Origin of the sequence: uncultured Roseobacter sp. (genome assembly GCF_947495275.1) — a bacterium.
Lineage (GTDB): Bacteria > Pseudomonadota > Alphaproteobacteria > Rhodobacterales > Rhodobacteraceae > Roseobacter.
Map to the genome: position 1 here is coordinate 212,338 of NZ_CANLYL010000002.1, position 19,621 is coordinate 231,958.

Sequence of the window (19,621 nt, forward strand, 5' to 3'; positions counted from 1 at the left end):
CGTTAACCAACTTCATGCAAACCATGACCTGGTTCTAATTTCTTTTACTTCTCCATGGCATTTCTCAAGCGCTTTTTTGAAGAGGTGAGCCATGTTTCTACGCATACTTTTGACGTTTATTTTCCTGATCAGTGCTGCTGTCCAAGCTGCTGCGGAAGGGTGGGAACTCCAGCGCGCGGACGGGAACGTCCGCATTTCAGTCGATGGAAAGACCTGGAACCGTGCAGAGGACGGGACGACCCTGTCCAGTGGAACCTGGATCCGAACAGGCGCGCGCAGCCGCGCGATCCTCGGTCGCGGAGCCGAGCGGATCATTTACCGTGCGAATACACTCGCGGCGGTCTCCGTTTCTCAACCAACGGGTCAAACCACGCAGGTCACTCACCAGCGTGGATCTGTCTTTTTGTCTGTGATCACCAAGCAGCGTAAACGCACCAGCGTTGTTACGCCGCATTTGGCCGCTGTCATCAAGGGGACGGTCTTGGAGGTTACCACGGGCCGGAAAGGCGCATCCGTTCGGGTAGACAAGGGTGTTGTCGAGGTGCGCAGTGACGGACGCAGCGTCGATGTCGGAGCGGGGCGTGAGGCTGTCTCCGATGGTCAATCCCTGCGCGTTGCTGCTGCAGAAGTGACCAGTCAGGTTCCGGGCGCACCGAATAGCTTCAGCATTGAATTGCGACAGGCCCCCGCGTCGAACCGTCTGAACAATGCGAGCGCGACAGGGCTCGCCAATGGAAACGCTTTCGGAGCGTCGCGAGCCGTCAACACCGGCAGCAATGGCGTTGGAAATGGGAATGGTAACGGCGGCGGAAATGGCAACGGTGGTGGAAACGGCAACGGTGGTGGAAACGGCAACGGCGGCGGGAACGGCAACGGTGGTGGAAACGGCAATGGAAACAATGGGAATGGAAACGGCAATGGAGGTGGAAACTGACACTCTCCTCCCATGTTGTGCGACATTTGCTCGTTGCGCATTTGATTGTCGCTGCGGTTTTCCTCGCTGACCGCGGCGGCTTTTTACGTGGCCTGAATGACCGTTTGGAAGACATCAGGTCAGGTTTGCTAGACCGAAGCGCGTCCGGCGAGTTTGTATTTGTGGCGGTTGACGCAAACTCCATCCGCGCTGTCGGTACCTGGCCTTGGTCTCGTCAGGTACATGCAGACATTCTCGATAATCTGACCAGTGCAGGTGCTATGGATGTCTTTTTTGACATCGACTTCGCATTTCCTGCCGATCCGGTTGGCGATGCGGCCTTTGCAGCGGCTCTGGACAGATCGGGAAACGCCTATCTGCCTGTTTTTCAACAGCTCAACCGCACGAACAGCAGCGAGGAGACCATCAATTGGCCGATGGAGGCCTTTGCGCAACGAAGCTGGCCTGCGCTCGTCAACGTCTTTGGCGATGTGCAGGGGGCGATCCGCTTCTACCCATATGGCGAGGTGATCGCGGGAGAGTACATCCCATCGGCGGCCGCCTTGATCACCGGCACCTTTTCTGAACGATCCGGCAGCTTTCCGATCAACTACGCCATTCGACCGGACAGCGTCCCGGTTTTGTCTGCCGTCGATGTTGCTGAAGGCAGGTTCGAGCCGGACATGATCGCGGGCCGTTCGATCATTGTGGGGGCCTCCGCCATCGAATTGGGGGATCTTTTTGCGGTTCCGGTGCACGGGATCATCCCCGGACCACTTGTTCATGTTCTGGCAGCCGAAACCCTGGCGGCTGGTGTCGTGCCAGCCACCCTTGCGACGGATTGGATTTTGCTGGCCCTGTTTGTTCTGCTGCTTTTGTTCCGGACGCGGGCGTTCCAAAAGCCAACGGTATTGATCGCCGCAGCTTGTCTTATCCTCGTCGCCAGCGAGGCGGCGGCGTTCGGTGCCTTCGCACGGCATGCCATCGTGATTCCCACGGCACCCCTCTATCCGGGCCTGTTTGTCTTTTGCAGTTGGTCGCTCCTCTGGAAATTGCATGTCAACAGGACAATCATTGCCAGGCAGCGGCAGGAGGTTGCCAACACATCAGCCCTTTTGCGGCAGGTCTTCGACGACAGCTTCGATGCCATCGCCATTGTCGATGAAACGGGCAAAGTGCAAATGCATAGCGATTCAGCCGCGCGTCTGTTCGACCATAGCGACACACAGGGTCTGATGCTGCCAGCGCGGCTCAAAAACGATGCTATGGTGGCCATGCAGACAGGTGGCGACGGGGCGATGCGGATCTACGAGGCCTTCGGCACTGGCACCGCCCTACATCTGGAGTATACGGTCACACCGTCGCAGACCGTGACTTTCGATCAAAACAAAGAGCAGACGGTTCAGATTGCCACACTGTCCATGCGCGATGTCACAACGATCAAGCAGCAAGAACGCCACATTGCATATCTGTCCAGCTACGACGCACTCACGGGTGCCCTCCGGCGCGGCGCTTTTCTCGATTTCATCACTCTCCGTGCAGAGGCAGGAGAGCCCTTCGCAATCTTTGTGTTCAATTTGAACCGTTTCAAAACCGTGAACGTCGTGTTGGGCCGGGATGTCGGGGACGCCCTCCTGCAACATGTCGTGAAGCGTTTGGAAGAAGCAGAGTTGAACATTTCCGCCGCCGCGCGCCTTGGCGGAGACACTTTTGCATGTTTCACGGAGTTTGCGGTGGATGACGCTGGCGCGCTGGATCTGGCGCACCGTCTTTGCGAGATCATTGGCCTGCCCTACGAGCTTGAAAACGCCAACGCCCGGATCGGCCTCAAGCTTGGGTACGCGCTCATTGATCCCGGCACCGGCGTTTCGGCCCCGGATGCGCTGTCTCAGGCTGAGGAGGCGTTGGATGCTGCGAAACTGGCCGGCGACGATGCCCCGCATCCCTACAACTCCGCGATGTCAAAAAAGCAGTTTCGATCCAGGGCGATAGAGCGCGCGATGGGCCGCGCCTTGGACCGTGAAGAGTTCGAGGTCTGGTATCAGCCTCAGCACCGCGTCGGGGATCTCAAACTCATAGGGTCCGAAGCGCTCTTGCGCTGGAAATCCGATACGCTCGGGCAGGTCTATCCTGACGAATTCATCGAAATCGCGGAATCAACCGGCTTCATCAACGAATTGGGCGCATGGGTGCTGGACAAGGCGGTCCGGGACATGATGCTGCTCCCCGCTCCCATGAGCGTCGCCGTGAACGTTTCGGGCGTTCAGATGGTGGCGGACAATATCATCAGCGATATCAATAGGCTGTTGCAAGAGACCCAATTCCCCGCCTCGCGCCTCTGTCTTGAGCTCACAGAGACGGTGTTGTTCGATGGGACTGGAGAACTGGTTGAAAAGATGCGCGATATCCAGTTTCGAGGCGTCTGCTGGGCGTTGGACGACTTCGGAACGGGTTATTCATCGTTAGGGTATCTGTCGCAGCTTCCAATCGAGAAACTGAAGGTCGACAAATCCTTCATGCTTGGCCTCGGCACCGACCCGGGTGCTGAGACGATCCTGACTGCAATCAGAGATCTGTGCCACGGACTTGGCATGACGCTGTTGTGCGAAGGCGTGGAAACCGACGCGCATTTGAGGTTCCTCAAAACCAGACAAGTCGCCGAGGCCCAAGGATACCTCTTTGGCAAGCCGATGCCGTTTTCCGACTTCCAGGCATATGCGGCCGAAACCAGGCCATCGAGCCCGCGCGGCAAGGCCAACAGTTAGGGATTAGCGCATAAGAGATGCATTGACGTGTTACTTTGGCAGAAGCGCTGTGCCGCAGCGATCAGCCTGCGGCTTGTTACAAGCGATGCAGCGGCGAACAGAGGTTGTAAGTGAGGCGGATTTTGCCTGCTTCTTACAAGCTGCCAATACTGGCTTTGCGCAGGTCGCATCAATGACCAGTTCTCCCGCTGCTGAACAGCGACAACTCATGGATGACCACAGCAATTCTCCCGCGACGGGCGCTCCCAGCAAGAACCGAATTCACAGGTTGGGCTCCTTCCAGCGGAGGTTGCGCAGCATCTTATGATCAAGTACTCCGGTCAACGTCGGGTTGTCGTTTTGGGGGCGCATGGTGGATTCGAGGATCAGTCATGGAAACACCAAACCACCCGCCATTCGTGCACTTCGACCGGCTTGGAACAAGGGCCGCCTCGTCAGCCAGAAACGACCGTTGAAGCCAAAGCGCGTCTGGGCGATCAGGGTTCGACTTGAACCGACCGAGAACCATCGCGACCTCGCACTGTTCAACATGGCCATCGACAGCAAGCTACGGGGCTGTGAGCTGCTGAAGATTAAACTCGTTGATGTCATGGCGCCAGGTCAGATCAAGGAACGCGCCTCCGTCCTATGAAGCAAAACTCAGAAACCGGTGCGCTTTGAAATATCCGAAGGCACACGAGTCTCAGTTGAGAAGTGGATGGAAGACTAGCTGATGGTCGGCTCCCAGTATCCATGGCCGGGCCGGTTCCACGAGCACCTGCATATCTCGACACGCCAATATGCACGCCTCGTTCGAGACTGGGTGGTGCTGATCGGCCTTGAGGCGAGCGCCTACGGGACCCATTCAGTGCGGCGACCCAAGATCACTCAGATCTACAAGAAGACCGGAAATCATCGAGCTGTCCAGCTCCTCCTCGGCCATACCAAGATGGACAGCACGGTCCAATACCTCGGCGTGGAACTCTAGGATGCATTAGCTATCGCGGAAGCAATTGAAATCTAGTGCCATTGGGTCGCCTTCGCGGGCGGTCCAAAGCTGCCTTCCATTTGAGTTCCCACGTGTTGCGGTGCGGCCCGATAAACCTGCCGTTCACTTCGGGCGAAAAATCGAGGGCCGACTATACTCATAGTCTGAGTACAAACTGATGCTCAATTCATCGTGTTGAAGGTCGAGCGCCCGTGAATTTCGCCACTAAAGTTCATTGCGAAGACAAGTGCATTCCTGCCATCTGCCTGCCTTTCTCGAAGTCAGAAGCTATCTATGATTCGTCGCTGTAACAGCATGGCGGTATCACGCGTCTTGCCAATTTCTGTCGGGATCACGTAGAACGCGGCCTCCGGTTCGGCATTGCCACCCTGAAACGCGACAAGTTCACCACGCTCAACGGCCAAGCGCGTTATTTCCCGAGGCAGGAGTGCTACGCCATACCCGGACGCGACCGCGGAAAAGACGCTCAACGCGTCTCCGAAAGGGACAAATTTTGGCGGTGTTACTTCTGACCTGCCGCTTAGGATATCTGGCCAGAAGTTGAAAACCACCTCGTGCAGGAGCGCAACATCCTTCAGATCGTGCACATGGTGCGGACATCCGATGCGTTCCCATTGGTCAATCGCACAAACAGCTGACCATCCGGGCGCCCCAAGGCGCATGTCCGACGGTCCATCGTGTAAAAACCGTACGGCAAGATCGACCGGATCATCCTCGACGGGTGCATTGAAATTTGCCGATCTCAATTCGATGGTCAGTCCCTCATCAATCTGGCTGACAATAGGGTGAAGGCGCAAAGCAGCTATCGCAGGCGGCGCGCTGATTACCACGCGGCCCGGATGCGACGCGCGTCTGACCGCCATTGCCACGCGATCCAGCCGTTCAAAGGCGGGTGCAGACCCGTCCAGAAGAGCCCGACCAAGTGCCGTCGGTCGTGGACGGCGCACGCTGCGATCCAATATCGGCGCGCCGATCCACGCTTCGAGCGTGGCTATGCGGTGGCTTACAGCGGATGGCGTGACACCGGATTCTCTGGCTACGGCCCTCAGGGATCCAAGCTCTACCGCTTCAGCAAACAGCCGGATCGCGGCATATGGAACAGATTCTGAAGACCTCAAGATCCGGTTACGTTGAGTTTATTTCACTGTAAATACGTATTTTGTGGTTCCGCCTTCACAATAAGGTGAAATTTTCCCATGCTCACCAGGTTTCCGATGCCTCTGTCCAGATACACGGCCAGATGCGTTGTGACGAACACAACTAAGGAAACTGCACATGGCACTCAAAGCTCTCAGGTATGCTGTGATGATGACAGCCTCATCTTTCGCGGCCTCGCAGGCGACAGCTGAAGTCACTCTGCACGACGATGACCGGACTTTCCTGGAGATCGTAGACCCAGGTCTCTATCCGGAAGGCGTGGAGTATGATGCCGCGCGCGACCGCTTTCTCCTTGGCTCCATCCGCCGGGGCGAAGTCGTGGCTGTGGACCGCGACAGGACACCAACCGTGCTGGTTGCAGATGATCGTCTGCGATCTGTTGTGGGCATTCGGGCCGACGCGACCCGCGGCCGCCTGCTTGTGAACTCAGCCGACTACGGCGTCGCCGAGCGTTCCGGACCTGAAGATAGGTTTGAGACGGCCGCGCTGGGGGTTTATGATCTGGAGACGGGTGCACCTTTGCAGTTCATAGATTTGTCTGCGCTGCGTCCTGGCGAAAGCAACTTCATCAACGACCTGGCGGTTGATAATGATGGAAATGCCTATGTGACCGACAGTCTTGCGGCTGCAATATACCGGGTCACGCCGGAGGGGCGGGGGGACGTCTTCATTGCGCACGAGGCGTTTCGTGGCCCGGGGTTCAACCTTAATGGTATCGTAGTGCACCCCGACGGATATCTACTGGTCGCTAAGAAAAGCGATGGCAGCATATTCCGCGTCCCGCTCGAAGACCCTGCCAGCTTTGAAAAGGTTACGATCGACACATCTTTGCGTGCGCCGGATGGGCTGGTACTTGTCGATGACCGGACCCTGCTGGCCATCACCAATCGAGCGGGCGACACTGTCGGCAACGCGTTTCACCTGCTCAGGTCTGAAAACGGGTGGGCTAGCGCCGCGTCTTTGGGCACCACAGCGGCAAGCGACAGCTACCCTACGACAGGAGTGATGGTCGATGGGCGGATGGTCGTTACACATGGATATTTGCATACGCTTGGGGCGACGCTGGAGGAGAATGCCCCCCTGCAGGAGACATTCAGGCTACAGGATGTCGGGCGAATAGATTGACCGCGCTCTGTCTCTTGGGCCGAAGCGAGATGAATTGCATCGGCCTTCTTTAAGCTAAAACCCAAGGTGCCTCATGACTGACACAGAACAAATCTCGCGTGATCGCGACGACATTGCCAAATTGATCGCAACCCAGTTCAGGTCTCTTTGTTGGAACGAAGATACCCCTCCAGACACGCAAGCCCTAACGGGCACTTACTTGCAAGGCGCTCAACTCTTTGCTTCGGCTCGGCCCGCGCGTGGTCAAACCGCAGAAGAGTTTGGTAGACGCATGCGCGCCTTGAGAGAGAGTGGGCGGATTTCGGTCTTTGAGGAGAAAGGTGTTGGTCTGCACATCTGGGTCACGGGCAATGTCGCCGTGGCCATGGCCGGCTGTGAAATGCACGAAAACCAAGAAGATGTCACAGAAGATATCAGTGCTTTTCTTTTAGTCAAAAATCCGGACGGCTGGGCGATTGCGGCCCAAGCCTGGGACGTCCTTCCATCCATAGCTGACGCACTTGCCGCAAATGGCCTTGATGCTGATCGCTTTGACACCAAAGACGGAGAATGCGCATGCTAAACCCCCTTCATCTCGTTCAATCAGGCAGCGTCAATATGAACAGACGGATGTTCTGCACCGCGTCACTTGCTACTCTCGCGATGGGGTCATCTGGACAGGCAGATACGAACACAAATGTGACATTTCACTTCTATGGTGCCGAAGACTGCCCACCTTGCATGGCCTTCAAGCGGAACAACTTGTCAGATGTTGAGGCAATGGGGCGGGCGTATGGATTCGCGATCGAGGACAACATCATCGCCAGGACCCGCGACGTCCCCAATCCGGGCGCTTACGGCGATCGCGACCCAATCCTTCGTTTGGCGGCGCCGCAGCTAGAGCTGGTATACCCACCCATTTTCTTCGTCTCACAACGAGGAGAAATTGTGTCGGTTCATGCGCATGACTGGCAGGCCGCACTTGAGTCCGCTCGCCAATCGGCACGCTCCCCTTGAAGCCCGACTTGGTGAACCGTCGAATTCGTCTTTGACCGGCAGCTTTTGAATGGCGTTAACATCCCGTGACATGCAACTAAGAGCGAGATCTTCAAGGCGATGACAATCAGAGTAGGATCTCCGCCACTGTCATTTTACGCCGTTCAAGGCGCAGTTGTTTGCGCCGTGTTGGAAAGGGCCGGATATGCCACCGAACATGTTATGGCGTTCCACGACGAGATCTACCCCAGATTGGGCTCAGGGGAAATCGACGTTTTCTGTGCCACTTGGCTTCCAGGCGCGCATGCAACTTTATGGTCCCCCATCGAAGAACGGGCTGTAAAGTTGGGATGCCTGTTTCGCGGGGGCGGGTTTTACATTGCTGCATCGCCAAGACTGGCGCAGGACGGAGCTCGGTGCATCCTTGACCTTGGACAGTTTGATGCCGTTGAGCGGGCGGTGGTGTCAGTGGGACCTGGTGGTGCAACACTCACCGACCGCGCGCGCAATGCCCTACAGGTTTATGGTCTGGATACAGCAGGTTTCCATGTACATGCGGTGCCGGAAAAAGACTGGTTTGAGTGGATCAAAAACGGCACGGAAAAAGGTCGCCGATTTGCTGCTGCCATTTGGCGACCATCATTCGTCAACGCGACGACGGATCTCGCCTTACTTTCGGACCCTGAAAGCGCGATGGGTCCGCAGGACGATGGCTGGATAACAGCCAACCGGGATTTCCTTCGAACTGCACCCAATGCGCTAAGGTATCTTCTCGCTGGATTGCAACTGGAAATTGAAACGATTGAAGCTCTTGATACCGAAGTCACAATCAGGAGCCGGCATCCGCCAGATGTTGCTATCGATTGGTTGGCCGCAAACGCCGAATGCATAGACAAACTGATCTCAGAGAGCCTTCTCGCCGCGGGCCTTCAGATCTAGATCGCGCTCCGAGTTGATTGGGAATTTTGCACGTTAATAGTGGAAATTTTGTTGGGACTTATATACGTGCTTGACCCAAAGCGGAACTCACACTAGTTGCCCCGATCATTTGCTCATATGAGGCTATCTAAATCTTCACTCTCTTCCGGTTCGGTGCCACCAACATAATCTGCCGCCTATAAGCATCTTCACGCGGCCAGTAACCGTGACCTTTCAAATGAACGATACGTTCTTGCATTCGCAAAAGCATGGTTTGAAGAACGACAGGTGGGTTTTTCCCGTGAATAGCAGTATCGCGCTCCACCAACTTTTCAAACAGCTCATCGCGTGAAAGGGGCGTCCCTTCTTCGCGCAATATTTGTTTCTGGCAAATCCGTTGGAGTTCTACACAGCAGTGGTTGCGACTTTAGGTGTCGCCTTCTGGTTACTAGATCGACGATCAACGAAAGCTGCGCTCGAAGCGATCAGGGGCACCGAAATCAACTACATCGGTGCCCATGGATTGCTGAGCAACCTGCCCGAAGTCAACCGTCTACTTGGAGACCGTGGTTATGATGCCGACTGGTTTCGGGAAGCATTGAAAGACAAAGGGATACGCGCTTGTATCCCTGGCCGGAAACGACGGAAGAAACTGGTGAAATACGACAAGCGCCGGTACAAACGCCGCAATCGGATCGAGATCATGTTTGGTAGGCCGAAGGATTGGCGGCGTGTTGCAATCCGATACGACAGATGCCCAAAGGTCTTCCTGTCAGCCATCGCGCTCGCCGCTATCGTCATTTACTGGCTATGAGTTCTGACCCTAGTCTATTGGTTGGACTTGGCATGCGTCAGAAATGCACCCTCAGAGCCCGCTTCCATAGTTAAATTACGTCCAAAGCATTCTATCCTTTGATTTTTTGAGGTGTATCGGAGCGCTAACGGTAGCAAGGGCGGGAAGCGCGGCGAGCTCATACATCCTTCGAACGTCAAAAGCTCGTGTTTGATCACAATTGTATACAGCACGGGTGACTCACCGACGGAAGCCCTGATCAGGTGGACCACGCCAGAACCCTTGGCCGACTGATTGTGCCGGGCCTAACATAGCTGTCCGAAGCTCAGCAGCTTCTACCGTCAACGTCGTTTTAGGGAAGCAGCACCGCAGCACGAGATGATGTGGCGAATACCGCTTGTGGATGGCTCGTGCATGGCAAGAGTTTTATGATTGCGACGGTCTGTCAGTACAATCGTGTGTCCGGCCTGTTTGCATGGCATTGGTCACTGCCCCTGATGAGTTCTGCGTGTCAGATTGTTATCGGTTAAGCGACCTCTGACTACGACAACATACTGAGAATAGTCATCCACATCGTTTTTCCGGTTCGGTGCGAACGGGACATCACAACCGGAAACCGCTGTTTCACCGTCTTTGGCGACGATCATTCGGGTGTGATCGTCCGGCTTCCCGCTGTCCTTGACAGCGACAGTGGGGCGCAAGTTGTCAATGAACACGGCGAACGGTATAATCAAAAAGGCTCGGAAACGCTGATTTTCAGTCGAAACTCGAATTACTCTAGGGCATCGTTGCTCCTTTCTTCGAGCTGTTTGACGGTCCTCATATGGATTTAAATACGCTTCCCCGCTAAGTGATAAGTACGCGGGACCATGTTAGAGGCAGCGCATTTCAGTTCTTCGGGCGATCATGGAAGTTGAAGAGGTCAGGCCGCAAACTCTCGGATAACCTGCCCGGCGTTTACCTCCGTGCGCTTTCCGTTGGACATGGCCAGTTTGCCATTGACCAGAACATGGGCGATGCCCGAGGCGTAGCGGCGTGGGTGTCGTGCGGTTGCGTTACTGGCGATATTGGCCGGATCAAATACACAAATGTCCGCGGCATAACCGGGGCGCAGCTTGCCTCGATCCTTTATGCCGAGACGTTCGGCGGGGATGGCGGTAATCTTCGCGATCCCTTCGGCAAGGCTCAGCACACTCCGGTCCCGGACATAATACTGCAAGAAGCGCGCCGCCCAGCCATATCCGCTGAGAGAGCCGATGTGATCTTTCAGGATGCCGTCGTTGGCGATGGCAACCGTGTCGGAGATGACGGCGCATTCGGGTTGTTGCAGACAGAGGTCCAGATCGCTGTCGCGAAAGCTCTTCGACGACCACATGCAGGACATGAGGTTGTCTCCTTCTTCCAGCAAGATGTCGAGGACGGCGTCATATGGGTGTGTGTTCCGCATGCGCCCGATCTCGGCAAAATCGGCACCGACGATATCCTTGTTCACGGTGGCATTCAAAAGCACGATGTCTTCCCATTTCTCGGCCTTTACGATTAGCCACATGGGCTGGGGGTTCGCCTTGATGCGCGCGCGGGCTACCGGGTCAGCGAGGCGCTTCATGACCTCTTCAACACCACCAGCCTGCGCCCATTTTGGCAGGATCGCAGCCATCAGAGTGTGATTCCAATCATGCGGGATCACGTCAAAGGCGATATCCACATCATGCTGACGCGCCAGTTCGATCATTTCCAACGTGTGGTTCATCGCGTAATCCGGCGCGCCGAACTTTGGTTGGATGTGGCTGATTTGCAGACGCGCGCCCGATTGCCGGGCCGTGGCGATGGCCTCGGCAAACCCCAGGTCGTAATGCGTATCACGATTGCGGACATGGGTGGCGTAGAGGCGGCCGCGTTCGGCAGCAACCTCGCACATGGGGACCAGATGTTCGGGCGCCGCGAGGATGCCGGGGAAGTACTCCAGACCGGAGGAGAAACCGCCTGCGCCTTCCTCCATCGCCTGATCGACCAATCTGGCCATCTTGACAACTTCCTCGGGTTCGCCGGCGCGTAATTCGTCACCCAGAACCGCGCGGTGAATTGTACCGTGTCCGACGAAGGCCATCACGTTGACACCAAGACCGGTCGCGTTCAATGCATCAAGATACTCTCCAAATCCAAGCCAGTTCCGGTGTTTGGCCCGATCCGTGTACCAGGGCGACACCGCCCGGATATCTTTGTGAGAACAGACCGGGGCGCAAGAGATCCCGCATTGGCCAATGACCTCGGTGGTAACCCCTTGATGGACCTGACTTTCCGCGCGACCGTCTGCGATGAGCGTGAAATCGGAATGGGTGTGCATATCGACGAAACCCGGCGAGACGGTCAGGCCCGAGACATTGATTTCCCGGGCGGCGGTGCTTTTGCTCAAATCTCCGATTTCGACGATTTTGCCGTCCGTCACGCCCACATCAGCGGTCATGCTTTCTGCTCCGGTTCCGTCCAGAACCTCGCCACCTTTAAGGATCACATCGAACATAACGGGCCTCCTATTTCGCCTCGCCGTAGGCCCAGTCGGGCAGGAATAACGTCAATTCGGGGAAGAAGATCAGGATCACCATTCCAATGATATAAGCAAGGATGAACGGCAAAACGGCGACGGAGATGCGTTCAATCGAGATGCCTGAAATACGGGCCGCGACTGTGAGGTTGGCCCCAAGCGGTGGCGTCAGAAATCCGATCTCGCAGGTGATGACAGTGAAGACACCAAACATTACCGGATCAACGCCAAGCGAGGTGACCAGCGGCAGAAAGACGGCCGTAAACAGAACAATCTGCGCCAGGCTCTCCATGAAGGTGCCGATGAAAATGTAAAAGATGCCAATGAGCAGCATCACGAGAAACACGTTCGTGGTGATCGAGGTGATGCCTTCCTGCACGGCCGTCGGCACGTCGTAAAAGGCAGTCAATTGCCCAAAGGCCAGCGTCGGTGTCAGCAGGATCAGGATGCCGGTCAGGAGTGCGGTAAAGCGCAGCGCCTCGACGATCTTCATCAAGGTCAATTCGCGATAGACGAAAAGCCCCACAAAAAGGGCGTAAAAGACAGCGACACCGGCGGCTTCCGTAGGTGTAAAGGCCCCGCCGTAGATGCCGCCCAGAATGAGGACAGGTGCGCCGATGGCCCATTTGCCATCCCAGGCCGCTTTCAGGAACGGCCCCCAGGAAAAGGCATCGCCATCGCCGCCGTAACCACGGCGGCGCGCGATGATATAGGTGGTAATCATCAGAAGGATCGTCACCATCAGGCCGGGGACGAGACCAGCGAGAAACAGGCGCGGGATCGAGGTTTCCGACACCAACCCGTAGATGATCATCAGGTTCGAGGGCGGGATCAGACTGCCAAGTGCGCCCGCACTTGCGGTGATGGCGGCGGCGAAAGGCACGTCATAGCCGTCGCGTTTCATCGCTGGCACAGTGACTGAGCCGATGGCGGCCGTCGTCGCGGGGCCAGATCCGGAGAGGGCAGCAAACAGCATGCACGCAAAGACCGTCACCAGCCCCATGGAGCCGCGATAAGCCCCGACAAGATTTGTGGCGATGGCGATCATTCGGTTGGCCATGCCGCCCGTTTCCATCAATCGTCCTGCAAGGACGAACAAGGGTATCGTCAGCAGCGGGAAGGGTGTCAGACTGCCGTAACCGGTCTGCGCCATCAGCGTGTAGGGGATGTCAATCAGATAGAGCGCCAGTGCCGTTGTCAGCCCGACCGAGACGAATAGCGGGATACCCACGATCGTCAACACAACGAAGGCGATGGCCAGGATCATGAGCGGACTCAAAGTGAATGCTCCTGATCCTTGGTCGTTTCTTCCCACTCTTCAGCAAGCATGCCGGGCAGACCGTCTGCACCGTCTCGCCACCACTCAAAGTACGTTTGGACCAGTCGGATCAACATCAAACCATAGCCGATGACCAAAATAGTTTGAGGGTAGAATTGGTTGATCCCAAGGCTGGGGCTGGTTTCAGGGAACCGCCAAAAAATCGCCAGATAATCCCAACTAACCCGGATCATGAACACGCAGAAGAATGCCCAGAGGATGTCGGCGATGAAGATAACGATGCGTCCGAACGAAGTGGGCAGCGAAGCCACCGCAACCATGATGCGGATGTGGAAGCGTTCCCGGACACAGAGCGAGGCCCCCATGTAAACTGCCCAGACCATGCACATTGCAGCGGTCTCTTCCGTCCAGTGCAGGGCGATCTGGAAAACATAGCGGGCGACGACCTGCGCGAAAACGCTGACCGCGATGATGGACAGGCACACGCAGCAGATTAGCTCCTCGAAATGCCGCTCAAGCCATTTGAGTGCCTTCATGTCTGCCCTTGCCTCAATTTTGTTTGGCCGGGGGCATGGTCACGCCCCCGGTGTTTTCCCGAAGAGCTTATTCAGCTGCCGCCTGAATGGCTTTCACAAGTTCCACAAACTCATCACCGCGTTTGGTGGCAAAATCGTCCTGAACAGTCTTGGCTGCTGCGACAAAGTCTGTCTTATCTGGATCGGTGCGGGTCATGCCGCCTTCGTCCACCAGCCACTGACGCACTTCTTCGGTCTCATTCGCGACCTGTGCCGCAAACTCTTCACCGGCCGCTTCGGCCGCTTCAAGGATTTGTGCGCGCTGCCCGTCGGTCAATTTTTTCATGAAGTTGTCCGAGGCAAATAGGGGCGCGAAGGAGACAAAGTGCTCGAGGATCACGAGGTGAGGCTCGAATTCGAAGAACTTCATGTCACGGATAAAGGAGGTACCATTGTCGCCGCCGTCGACGGTTCCGGTTTGAAGCGCAGTCGGTGTTTCTGACCAGGCCAGCGGCACGGGGTTCGCCCCGAATGCTTCGAAGGTGGCGATCATGACCTCATTCTTGGGAACGCGGATTTTCAGGCCATCCATATCGGCCATCGTATTGATTGGCCGTACAGAGTTGTAAAAATCGCGATAAAGCGCAGGACCGAAAGCCAGCAGATGAACGCTGGTATCAGCCTGAAGCTTGTCCTTCATCATCTGCCCGACGTCGCCGTCCAGTACCCGCGCCAAGTGATCATCGTTTTGGAAGATGTAGGGCAGGACTGTCACATCCATCAGCGGCCAATGCGGTGAGACGTTGTTGGCGGTGATGAAGAAACCATCGACAGTGCCAAGCTGCATGGCCTTGAAGGCTTCGTCTTCGCTGGAAATCTGGTTGCAGCAGCGCAACTTGACTTCGATGTCTCCGCCGGAGATTTCGGCGACCTTGGCCTGGAAAATCTTGCCGAAACGACCATAGAGCGATTCCTCCGGCGCGCCAAAGCCGACATTCATCGTGACGTCGGCCGCTGCCGCCGGCAGTGCCGTTACAGTCGCCAGCACCAACGCTGCGGTGGTTTTCAATAGGCTTCTTCTGATCATTCTGGACCTCCCAAGATCATTTGACGTTTTATTTTTCTGTTTTGAATGAAGCGGATCATGGGAATGGTTGTGCCGTCAAGGAATTAAGTGGTGGCGCTGATAGACTTTGGAGATCGGATCGGCAAAGCTGCGGCACAATTGCGGGGCAGGCCCATGAGCGATATACGCGTTTTCAAAGCACGAAAGATCATCACCATGGACCGGCTGCGGCCCGTGGCCAGCCATGTCGCTGTGCGCGACGGTCGGATTCTCGCAGTTGGCAACAGCGAGTGTGCCGCGCCCTGGGGGGACTTCGTCGCCGACGACAGATTGGCTGATGCGGTACTGATGCCTGGGCTTGTCGAGGGACACGCGCACTTAATGGCGGGTGCAATGTGGCAGTTCACCTATGTCGGTTATCACGACCGGATCGATCCCGAGGGCAAGACCTGGGCCGGAATTGATACTGCGGAGGCAATGATCGCCCGCCTCAAATCGGATGCGCCGCAATCCAACGAGAAAATTTTTGGCTGGGGTTTCGACCCGATTTTTCTGTCTTCTGAAAGGTTGAACAGATCGCATCTGGATCAAGTCTCGACCGACCGACCGGTCGCGGTATTGTTTTCCAACTTCCACCTGATGTGCGTGAATTCTGTGGCATTGGAAATGGCAGGCTATGACGCCCAGACGCCCTTGGAGGGTGTGGTGAAAGGCCCCGACGGCACCCCGACTGGCGAGTTGCAGGAAATGGCCGCGATGTTCCCGGTTTTGCGTCGCATGGGCATTGACTTCAGGACCCTGTCGCAAAGTGCCGACGCCATCGAAAACTATGGCAAGATTGCGGTGCGTGCCGGGGTCACCACGATGACCGACCTTTACTCCATGTTGGAAGACGAGGACATCGCGCTGATGCTGCGTCTGACTGGCGCCGAAGACTACCCTCTGCGGATTGTCCAGGCTCTTGGGGCAAGCGGCGCACCTGCGCAGGTCGCTGACAAGGCACTGGCGTTGCGCGAAAGGTCGAGCGACAAGTTGAGACTTGGTGCCGTCAAGCTGATGACCGACGGGTCGATCCAAGGGTGGACCGCGCGTGTTCGGTGGCCGGGCTATATCGGCGGGCAACCAAACGGGATTTGGAATATGGCACCTGACGAGATTTTTGCTCTGACCCGGGAAATGCAGCACCGTGGGGTGCAAATGCACATCCATGTCAACGGCGACGAGGCCGCCGAGGTCTCGCTTGACGCGCTGGAGGCCGCAGCGCGTGCGCATCCCTGGCCAGGCGCGCGGCATGTCTTGCAGCATTGTCAAATGATGGATCGCGCATTGTTCGAACGCGCCGCTGAACTGGGCGTGGCCTGCAACATCTTTGCCAACCATCTTTGGTACTTCGGGGATCAACACGCCGCTCTGACCATCGGTCCGGATCGTGCAGAACGAATGGATGCCGTTCGCACCGCCATTGACACCGGCGTGATGGTCGCGGTTCACAGCGACGCCCCGGTGACGCCTCTTGCTCCCTTGTTCACGGCATGGTGCGCCGTGAACCGCCAGACCATGGGTGGCAATGTGCTTGGGCCGGAAGAATGCATTTCGGTGCCGGAAGCGTTGGAACTGATCACATTGGGTGCCGCCCGTAGCTTGAGGCTGGACCATGAAATCGGCAGCATCGAACCGGGCAAACGCGCCGATTTTGCGGTGCTGGGAAGTGATCCGTCAACAATCGGCGCGGCAGAACTGAAAGACGTGCCCGTGCTCGGCACGGTTTCCGGAGGTCGGGTACACTTGCTATGAGCCCTGTACCCCTTTCGGTGATTGGTGGGTATCTTGGCGCTGGCAAGACAACCTTGATCAACCAGTTGCTGGGCTTGGATCACGGGCTGAGGCTGGCCATTCTGGTCAATGATTTCGGTGCGATCAACATCGACGCCGCCCTTTTGCAATCGGCCAGCGAAGATACCATCGAGCTGACCAACGGGTGCGTGTGTTGCACTATGTCGGGCGATCTGTTCTTCACTATTGGTGATCTGCTTGATCGCAGGCCACGCCCGGACCACATCCTTGTCGAAGCCAGCGGCATTGCGAACCCGGCGAAGATTGCTGCCGTGTCATTGGCAGAGAAGGAGCTGCGCTATGCAGGCATCATTACCGTCATCGACGGGTTGAATGTCGAGCGTCAGCTTGCTGACCCGCGAATTTCCGAGCAGGTGAAGGATCAGTTCCGCTCAGCCGACCTGATTGCTGTCAGCAAAACCAGCCGGGAAAAGGTGGCATCTCTTTTGAAGGGTGAAGGCGTTGCGCCATGTGTCAGCACTTCGGACATCGCGGCGGTCACCGGGGTGATTTTCGGGAACAGTCTTTTGTCTCTCGATCCAGCGCCCGGAACTCAACCCCATCCGGCCTATGTGCAATGGTCCGAACCGGCACCCCAGGCCTTGTCAAAGGATGACCTTGACGCCCGTCTTTCTTCCATTCCACCAGGCTTGTTGAGATTGAAGGCTCTGCTTCCAAACACCGCCGGTGGGTATTGGGAAATTCACGTTGTCGGCGCGCAAATAGACCTCCGGAAGCTCGAAGATGTTCAATCTCCGGGTGTTGTGGCTATTGGGCTCAGAGACACACTATCGTCTGCAAAACTGCGCGCGTGGTGGATGGGGCCGTAGTTTTTCGATTTCTGTCCCGTCGAGAACCTACCCCTCTTCGCCTCATGCAAGCTCTCTCGTTGTTGATGATCTTGCAGAAAACTTTGGATGCGCCAGGACAGCGGCATTTGCGTGGGTCAGATGCCGTAGGCGTTCTGTCCACGGTTTTTTGTGGTTGAAAATTGGGCTCAGCAAAACGCTTTGGTCTGAGTGTTTTTTTCGTCAGGGTATTAGACATTCATCCGGCTGGCGCCCATCACCCGAGCGAAGATCACGACAGCGGCAATCTGGCCCAATACGACCGCCGGCCAGATCAGGCCAAACTGTGCATCAAAGTACTTTTGCGGTCCGAAGGAAACCAATGCCATCATCACGGCAAGAAGGCTGAGGGCACGACCCACCGGCGTTGTCAAAGGCTGCACGATCAGGGCGGACACGGCGATGGATACCGAGGCCCCAATAAACGGCGCAATACCAAAAAGCGGTGTCGCTGCGGGCGGGTGCGGTCTGATTCCTGCGTTGAGCGCGGACAGCATGATCAACTGTAGCAGGATCAGCGTGACGAGAGCGGCAGATGCATGCCGGTTCGGTTGGGTCATTTTGGATCCTCAAAAGCGTATTTAATATTACGGTTGCATATATCCGTAACCCCGGTTACGGATGCTGTCAACAATCCGGAGGCAAAAAAGATTGCGGGAAGAAAAGCGGTCGCGGCGTCAAAAGCAAATCGAAGAGGCCGCTTATAAGCTGTTGGAAGTAAAGGGGTACAGTGGTACCTCGATGCTTGGCATTGCCAAAGAGGCGCGGGCGTCAAATGAAACGCTTTATAATTGGTATGGCGACAAACAGGGCCTGTTTCAGGCGCTTGTTACCCGGAACGCAGAAGAAGTGAAACGGCACCTCGAAGCCGAACTGGAGACCGATCATGATGCCCTGTCCATTCTCGGCACGCTTGGCCCGAAACTGCTCAGGCTGCTCACCGGTGATCGCGCCGTCGCCCTGAACCGCGCCGCTGCAGCGGACAGAACCGGTGAGTTGGGTGCGACACTGTCAAAGGCTGGCCGCGAAGCGGTTTTCCCTTTGCTGGAACAGGTTCTGCTTCGCGCGAGGCACGACGGCCAGCTTGCGTTTGAACATGCCGGCGAAGCTGTTGGTCTGTACCTCGATCTGTTGATTGGCGATCAACAGATCCGACGCGTTATCGGCCGTCTGCCAAGTCCTTCGGAAGCCGTTTGCGAAGAACGCTCAGAACGTGCTTTAGGATACCTCCGCCAATTGCTTGGCCAACCGGACCCTTGTTAATAATCAGACTGGATAGTGCATATGGACGCTCTTTTACCCCCCGAAACCTGTCACTCAATGGCAGAGCTTCGCGTGCAGATCGACGCTCTGGACGTCGAACTCATTGCGCTGCTGGTCGCCCGCAGCCATTATATAGATCGCGCCGTTGATCTTAAAAAAGCTGAAGGTTTACCCGCGAGAATAACAGACCGCGTGGCGGAAGTTCTGGGTAAGGTCAGCGCAACGGCAACGGCAAAAGGGTTGGATCCCGAGCTTGCCCGCAAGCTTTGGGCAGAGCTCATTGAATGGTCCATTCAACGGGAAATCAGAGAACTGGGCGCGTAGCATTGTGAGGCTTATTAGCCCGCCATTCCGCAAGCAGGCAGTCGTCTCGTCGCGGCGATAGTCTCCTTCGCCGCGCACAATTTAAATTCGCAAATGTCTGGATTCTCTGCGTGCGAAGATGTGCCAGCGTCGCTTGCTCTGCCCATTCATTTCAATGTTCTCTTTGGGCAGTTTGCAGCCAAGCGATCGGGTGTATTCGAAGATCTGCGGATGAGGGCTCGTGGGGCATTTGTGCCCGATCAATGGCGGACTTGTTTACCGAAACGCAAAATCGGTTTATCGTTTCGATATCTACAAGAAAAGTTTTTTGAAAATC

General features: G+C 56.3%; 16 protein-coding genes and 2 pseudogenes. 12 read left to right on the forward strand and 6 right to left on the reverse strand.

Features of this window, described 5'->3' with window-relative positions; genetic code table 11:
• Positions 1-91 precede the first annotated feature (91 nt).
• The 3 genes and pseudogenes from Q0802_RS04325 (at position 92) to Q0802_RS04335 (ending at position 4,645) form a co-directional block, all read left to right on the forward strand.
• The gene (locus tag Q0802_RS04325) at positions 92-934 is read left to right on the forward strand and encodes a FecR domain-containing protein (protein WP_298914092.1); all 843 of its coding nucleotides are present in this window, start codon (positions 92-94) and stop codon (positions 932-934) included.
• A gap of 17 nt (positions 935-951) precedes the next feature.
• A complete protein-coding gene (locus Q0802_RS04330) occupies positions 952-3,678 on the forward strand; it encodes an EAL domain-containing protein (RefSeq protein ID WP_298914095.1) in 2,727 nt (908 codons plus the stop codon).
• Positions 3,679-4,049: 371 nt separating this feature from the next.
• Positions 4,050-4,645: pseudogene (locus tag Q0802_RS04335) on the forward strand (tyrosine-type recombinase/integrase).
• Between the two features lie 281 nt (positions 4,646-4,926).
• Here the strand turns inward: Q0802_RS04335 and Q0802_RS04340 are convergent.
• The gene (locus Q0802_RS04340; protein ID WP_298914098.1) at positions 4,927-5,784 is read right to left on the reverse strand and encodes a LysR family transcriptional regulator; all 858 of its coding nucleotides are present in this window, start codon (positions 5,782-5,784) and stop codon (positions 4,927-4,929) included.
• A gap of 157 nt (positions 5,785-5,941) precedes the next feature.
• Between Q0802_RS04340 and Q0802_RS04345 the strand changes: the two genes are divergently transcribed.
• The 5 genes and pseudogenes from Q0802_RS04345 to Q0802_RS04365 form a co-directional block, all read left to right on the forward strand.
• Complete coding sequence (locus tag Q0802_RS04345) at positions 5,942-6,949, forward strand: hypothetical protein (RefSeq protein ID WP_298914101.1); 1,008 nt, start codon at positions 5,942-5,944, stop codon at positions 6,947-6,949.
• Between the two features lie 73 nt (positions 6,950-7,022).
• Positions 7,023-7,511, forward strand: coding sequence for a hypothetical protein (locus Q0802_RS04350; RefSeq protein ID WP_298914104.1), 489 nt, complete (start codon positions 7,023-7,025; stop codon positions 7,509-7,511).
• A complete protein-coding gene (locus Q0802_RS04355; RefSeq protein WP_298914107.1) occupies positions 7,505-7,945 on the forward strand; it encodes a hypothetical protein in 441 nt (146 codons plus the stop codon). The genes Q0802_RS04350 and Q0802_RS04355 overlap by 7 nt, the downstream gene beginning before the upstream one ends.
• A gap of 99 nt (positions 7,946-8,044) precedes the next feature.
• Positions 8,045-8,863 (forward strand): glycine betaine ABC transporter substrate-binding protein, encoded by an 819-nt coding sequence (locus Q0802_RS04360; protein WP_298914110.1) that lies wholly within the window; start codon positions 8,045-8,047, stop codon positions 8,861-8,863.
• 481 nt (positions 8,864-9,344) lie between these two features.
• Positions 9,345-9,656, forward strand: a pseudogene (locus Q0802_RS04365) (transposase); the annotation flags it as partial.
• Positions 9,657-10,557: 901 nt separating this feature from the next.
• Here the strand turns inward: Q0802_RS04365 and Q0802_RS04370 are convergent.
• The 4 genes from Q0802_RS04370 to Q0802_RS04385 all read right to left on the reverse strand — a co-directional run bounded on the left by Q0802_RS04370 (position 10,558) and on the right by Q0802_RS04385 (position 15,058).
• Positions 10,558-12,156 (reverse strand): amidohydrolase family protein, encoded by a 1,599-nt coding sequence (locus tag Q0802_RS04370; RefSeq protein WP_298914113.1) that lies wholly within the window; start codon positions 12,154-12,156, stop codon positions 10,558-10,560.
• Between the two features lie 10 nt (positions 12,157-12,166).
• Entirely contained in the window at positions 12,167-13,456 is a 1,290-nt protein-coding gene (locus tag Q0802_RS04375; RefSeq protein WP_298914115.1) for a TRAP transporter large permease, read from the reverse strand.
• Positions 13,453-13,992: a TRAP transporter small permease gene (locus Q0802_RS04380; RefSeq protein WP_298914118.1), complete on the reverse strand. Its 540-nt coding sequence runs from the start codon at positions 13,990-13,992 to the stop codon at positions 13,453-13,455. Before Q0802_RS04380 ends, Q0802_RS04375 begins: the two co-directional genes overlap by 4 nt.
• Before the next feature lie 67 nt (positions 13,993-14,059).
• Entirely contained in the window at positions 14,060-15,058 is a 999-nt protein-coding gene (locus Q0802_RS04385) for a TRAP transporter substrate-binding protein (RefSeq protein WP_298914120.1), read from the reverse strand.
• A gap of 153 nt (positions 15,059-15,211) precedes the next feature.
• Between Q0802_RS04385 and Q0802_RS04390 the strand changes: the two genes are divergently transcribed.
• Positions 15,212-16,831 (forward strand): amidohydrolase, encoded by a 1,620-nt coding sequence (locus tag Q0802_RS04390; protein ID WP_298914123.1) that lies wholly within the window; start codon positions 15,212-15,214, stop codon positions 16,829-16,831.
• Positions 16,828-17,700 carry a GTP-binding protein gene (locus tag Q0802_RS04395; protein WP_298914126.1) on the forward strand — a complete coding sequence of 291 codons (873 nt, stop codon included), beginning with the start codon at positions 16,828-16,830 and terminating at the stop codon, positions 17,698-17,700. Before Q0802_RS04390 ends, Q0802_RS04395 begins: the two co-directional genes overlap by 4 nt.
• 209 nt (positions 17,701-17,909) lie before the next feature.
• Here Q0802_RS04395 and Q0802_RS04400 read toward each other — a convergent pair whose 3' ends face one another.
• Positions 17,910-18,278 (reverse strand): hypothetical protein, encoded by a 369-nt coding sequence (locus tag Q0802_RS04400; RefSeq protein ID WP_298914129.1) that lies wholly within the window; start codon positions 18,276-18,278, stop codon positions 17,910-17,912.
• Positions 18,279-18,369: 91 nt separating this feature from the next.
• Here Q0802_RS04400 and Q0802_RS04405 point away from each other — a divergent pair, with 91 nt between their 5' ends.
• Positions 18,370-18,981, forward strand: a complete 612-nt coding sequence (locus Q0802_RS04405; RefSeq protein WP_298914132.1) for a TetR/AcrR family transcriptional regulator — start codon at positions 18,370-18,372, stop codon at positions 18,979-18,981.
• A gap of 21 nt (positions 18,982-19,002) precedes the next feature.
• Positions 19,003-19,305: a chorismate mutase gene (locus Q0802_RS04410; protein WP_298914135.1), complete on the forward strand. Its 303-nt coding sequence runs from the start codon at positions 19,003-19,005 to the stop codon at positions 19,303-19,305.
• The last annotated feature ends 316 nt before the right edge of the window (positions 19,306-19,621 follow it).

Excerpts from the sequence above, each read along its gene's own strand:
- Q0802_RS04410 (WP_298914135.1), top strand. The coding sequence starts at position 19,003 with ATGGACGCTCTTTTACCCCCCGAAACCTGTCACTCAATGGCAGAGCTT.
- Q0802_RS04385 (WP_298914120.1), bottom strand. The coding sequence starts at position 15,058 with ATGATCAGAAGAAGCCTATTGAAAACCACCGCAGCGTTGGTGCTGGCG.
- Q0802_RS04345 (WP_298914101.1), top strand. The coding sequence starts at position 5,942 with ATGGCACTCAAAGCTCTCAGGTATGCTGTGATGATGACAGCCTCATCT.
- Q0802_RS04390 (WP_298914123.1), top strand. The coding sequence starts at position 15,212 with ATGAGCGATATACGCGTTTTCAAAGCACGAAAGATCATCACCATGGAC.
- Q0802_RS04395 (WP_298914126.1), top strand. The coding sequence starts at position 16,828 with ATGAGCCCTGTACCCCTTTCGGTGATTGGTGGGTATCTTGGCGCTGGC.
- Q0802_RS04380 (WP_298914118.1), bottom strand. The coding sequence starts at position 13,992 with ATGAAGGCACTCAAATGGCTTGAGCGGCATTTCGAGGAGCTAATCTGC.
- Q0802_RS04355 (WP_298914107.1), top strand. The coding sequence starts at position 7,505 with ATGCTAAACCCCCTTCATCTCGTTCAATCAGGCAGCGTCAATATGAAC.
- Q0802_RS04350 (WP_298914104.1), top strand. The coding sequence starts at position 7,023 with ATGACTGACACAGAACAAATCTCGCGTGATCGCGACGACATTGCCAAA.
- Q0802_RS04325 (WP_298914092.1), top strand. The coding sequence starts at position 92 with ATGTTTCTACGCATACTTTTGACGTTTATTTTCCTGATCAGTGCTGCT.
- Q0802_RS04360 (WP_298914110.1), top strand. The coding sequence starts at position 8,045 with ATGACAATCAGAGTAGGATCTCCGCCACTGTCATTTTACGCCGTTCAA.
- Q0802_RS04400 (WP_298914129.1), bottom strand. The coding sequence starts at position 18,278 with ATGACCCAACCGAACCGGCATGCATCTGCCGCTCTCGTCACGCTGATC.
- Q0802_RS04370 (WP_298914113.1), bottom strand. The coding sequence starts at position 12,156 with ATGTTCGATGTGATCCTTAAAGGTGGCGAGGTTCTGGACGGAACCGGA.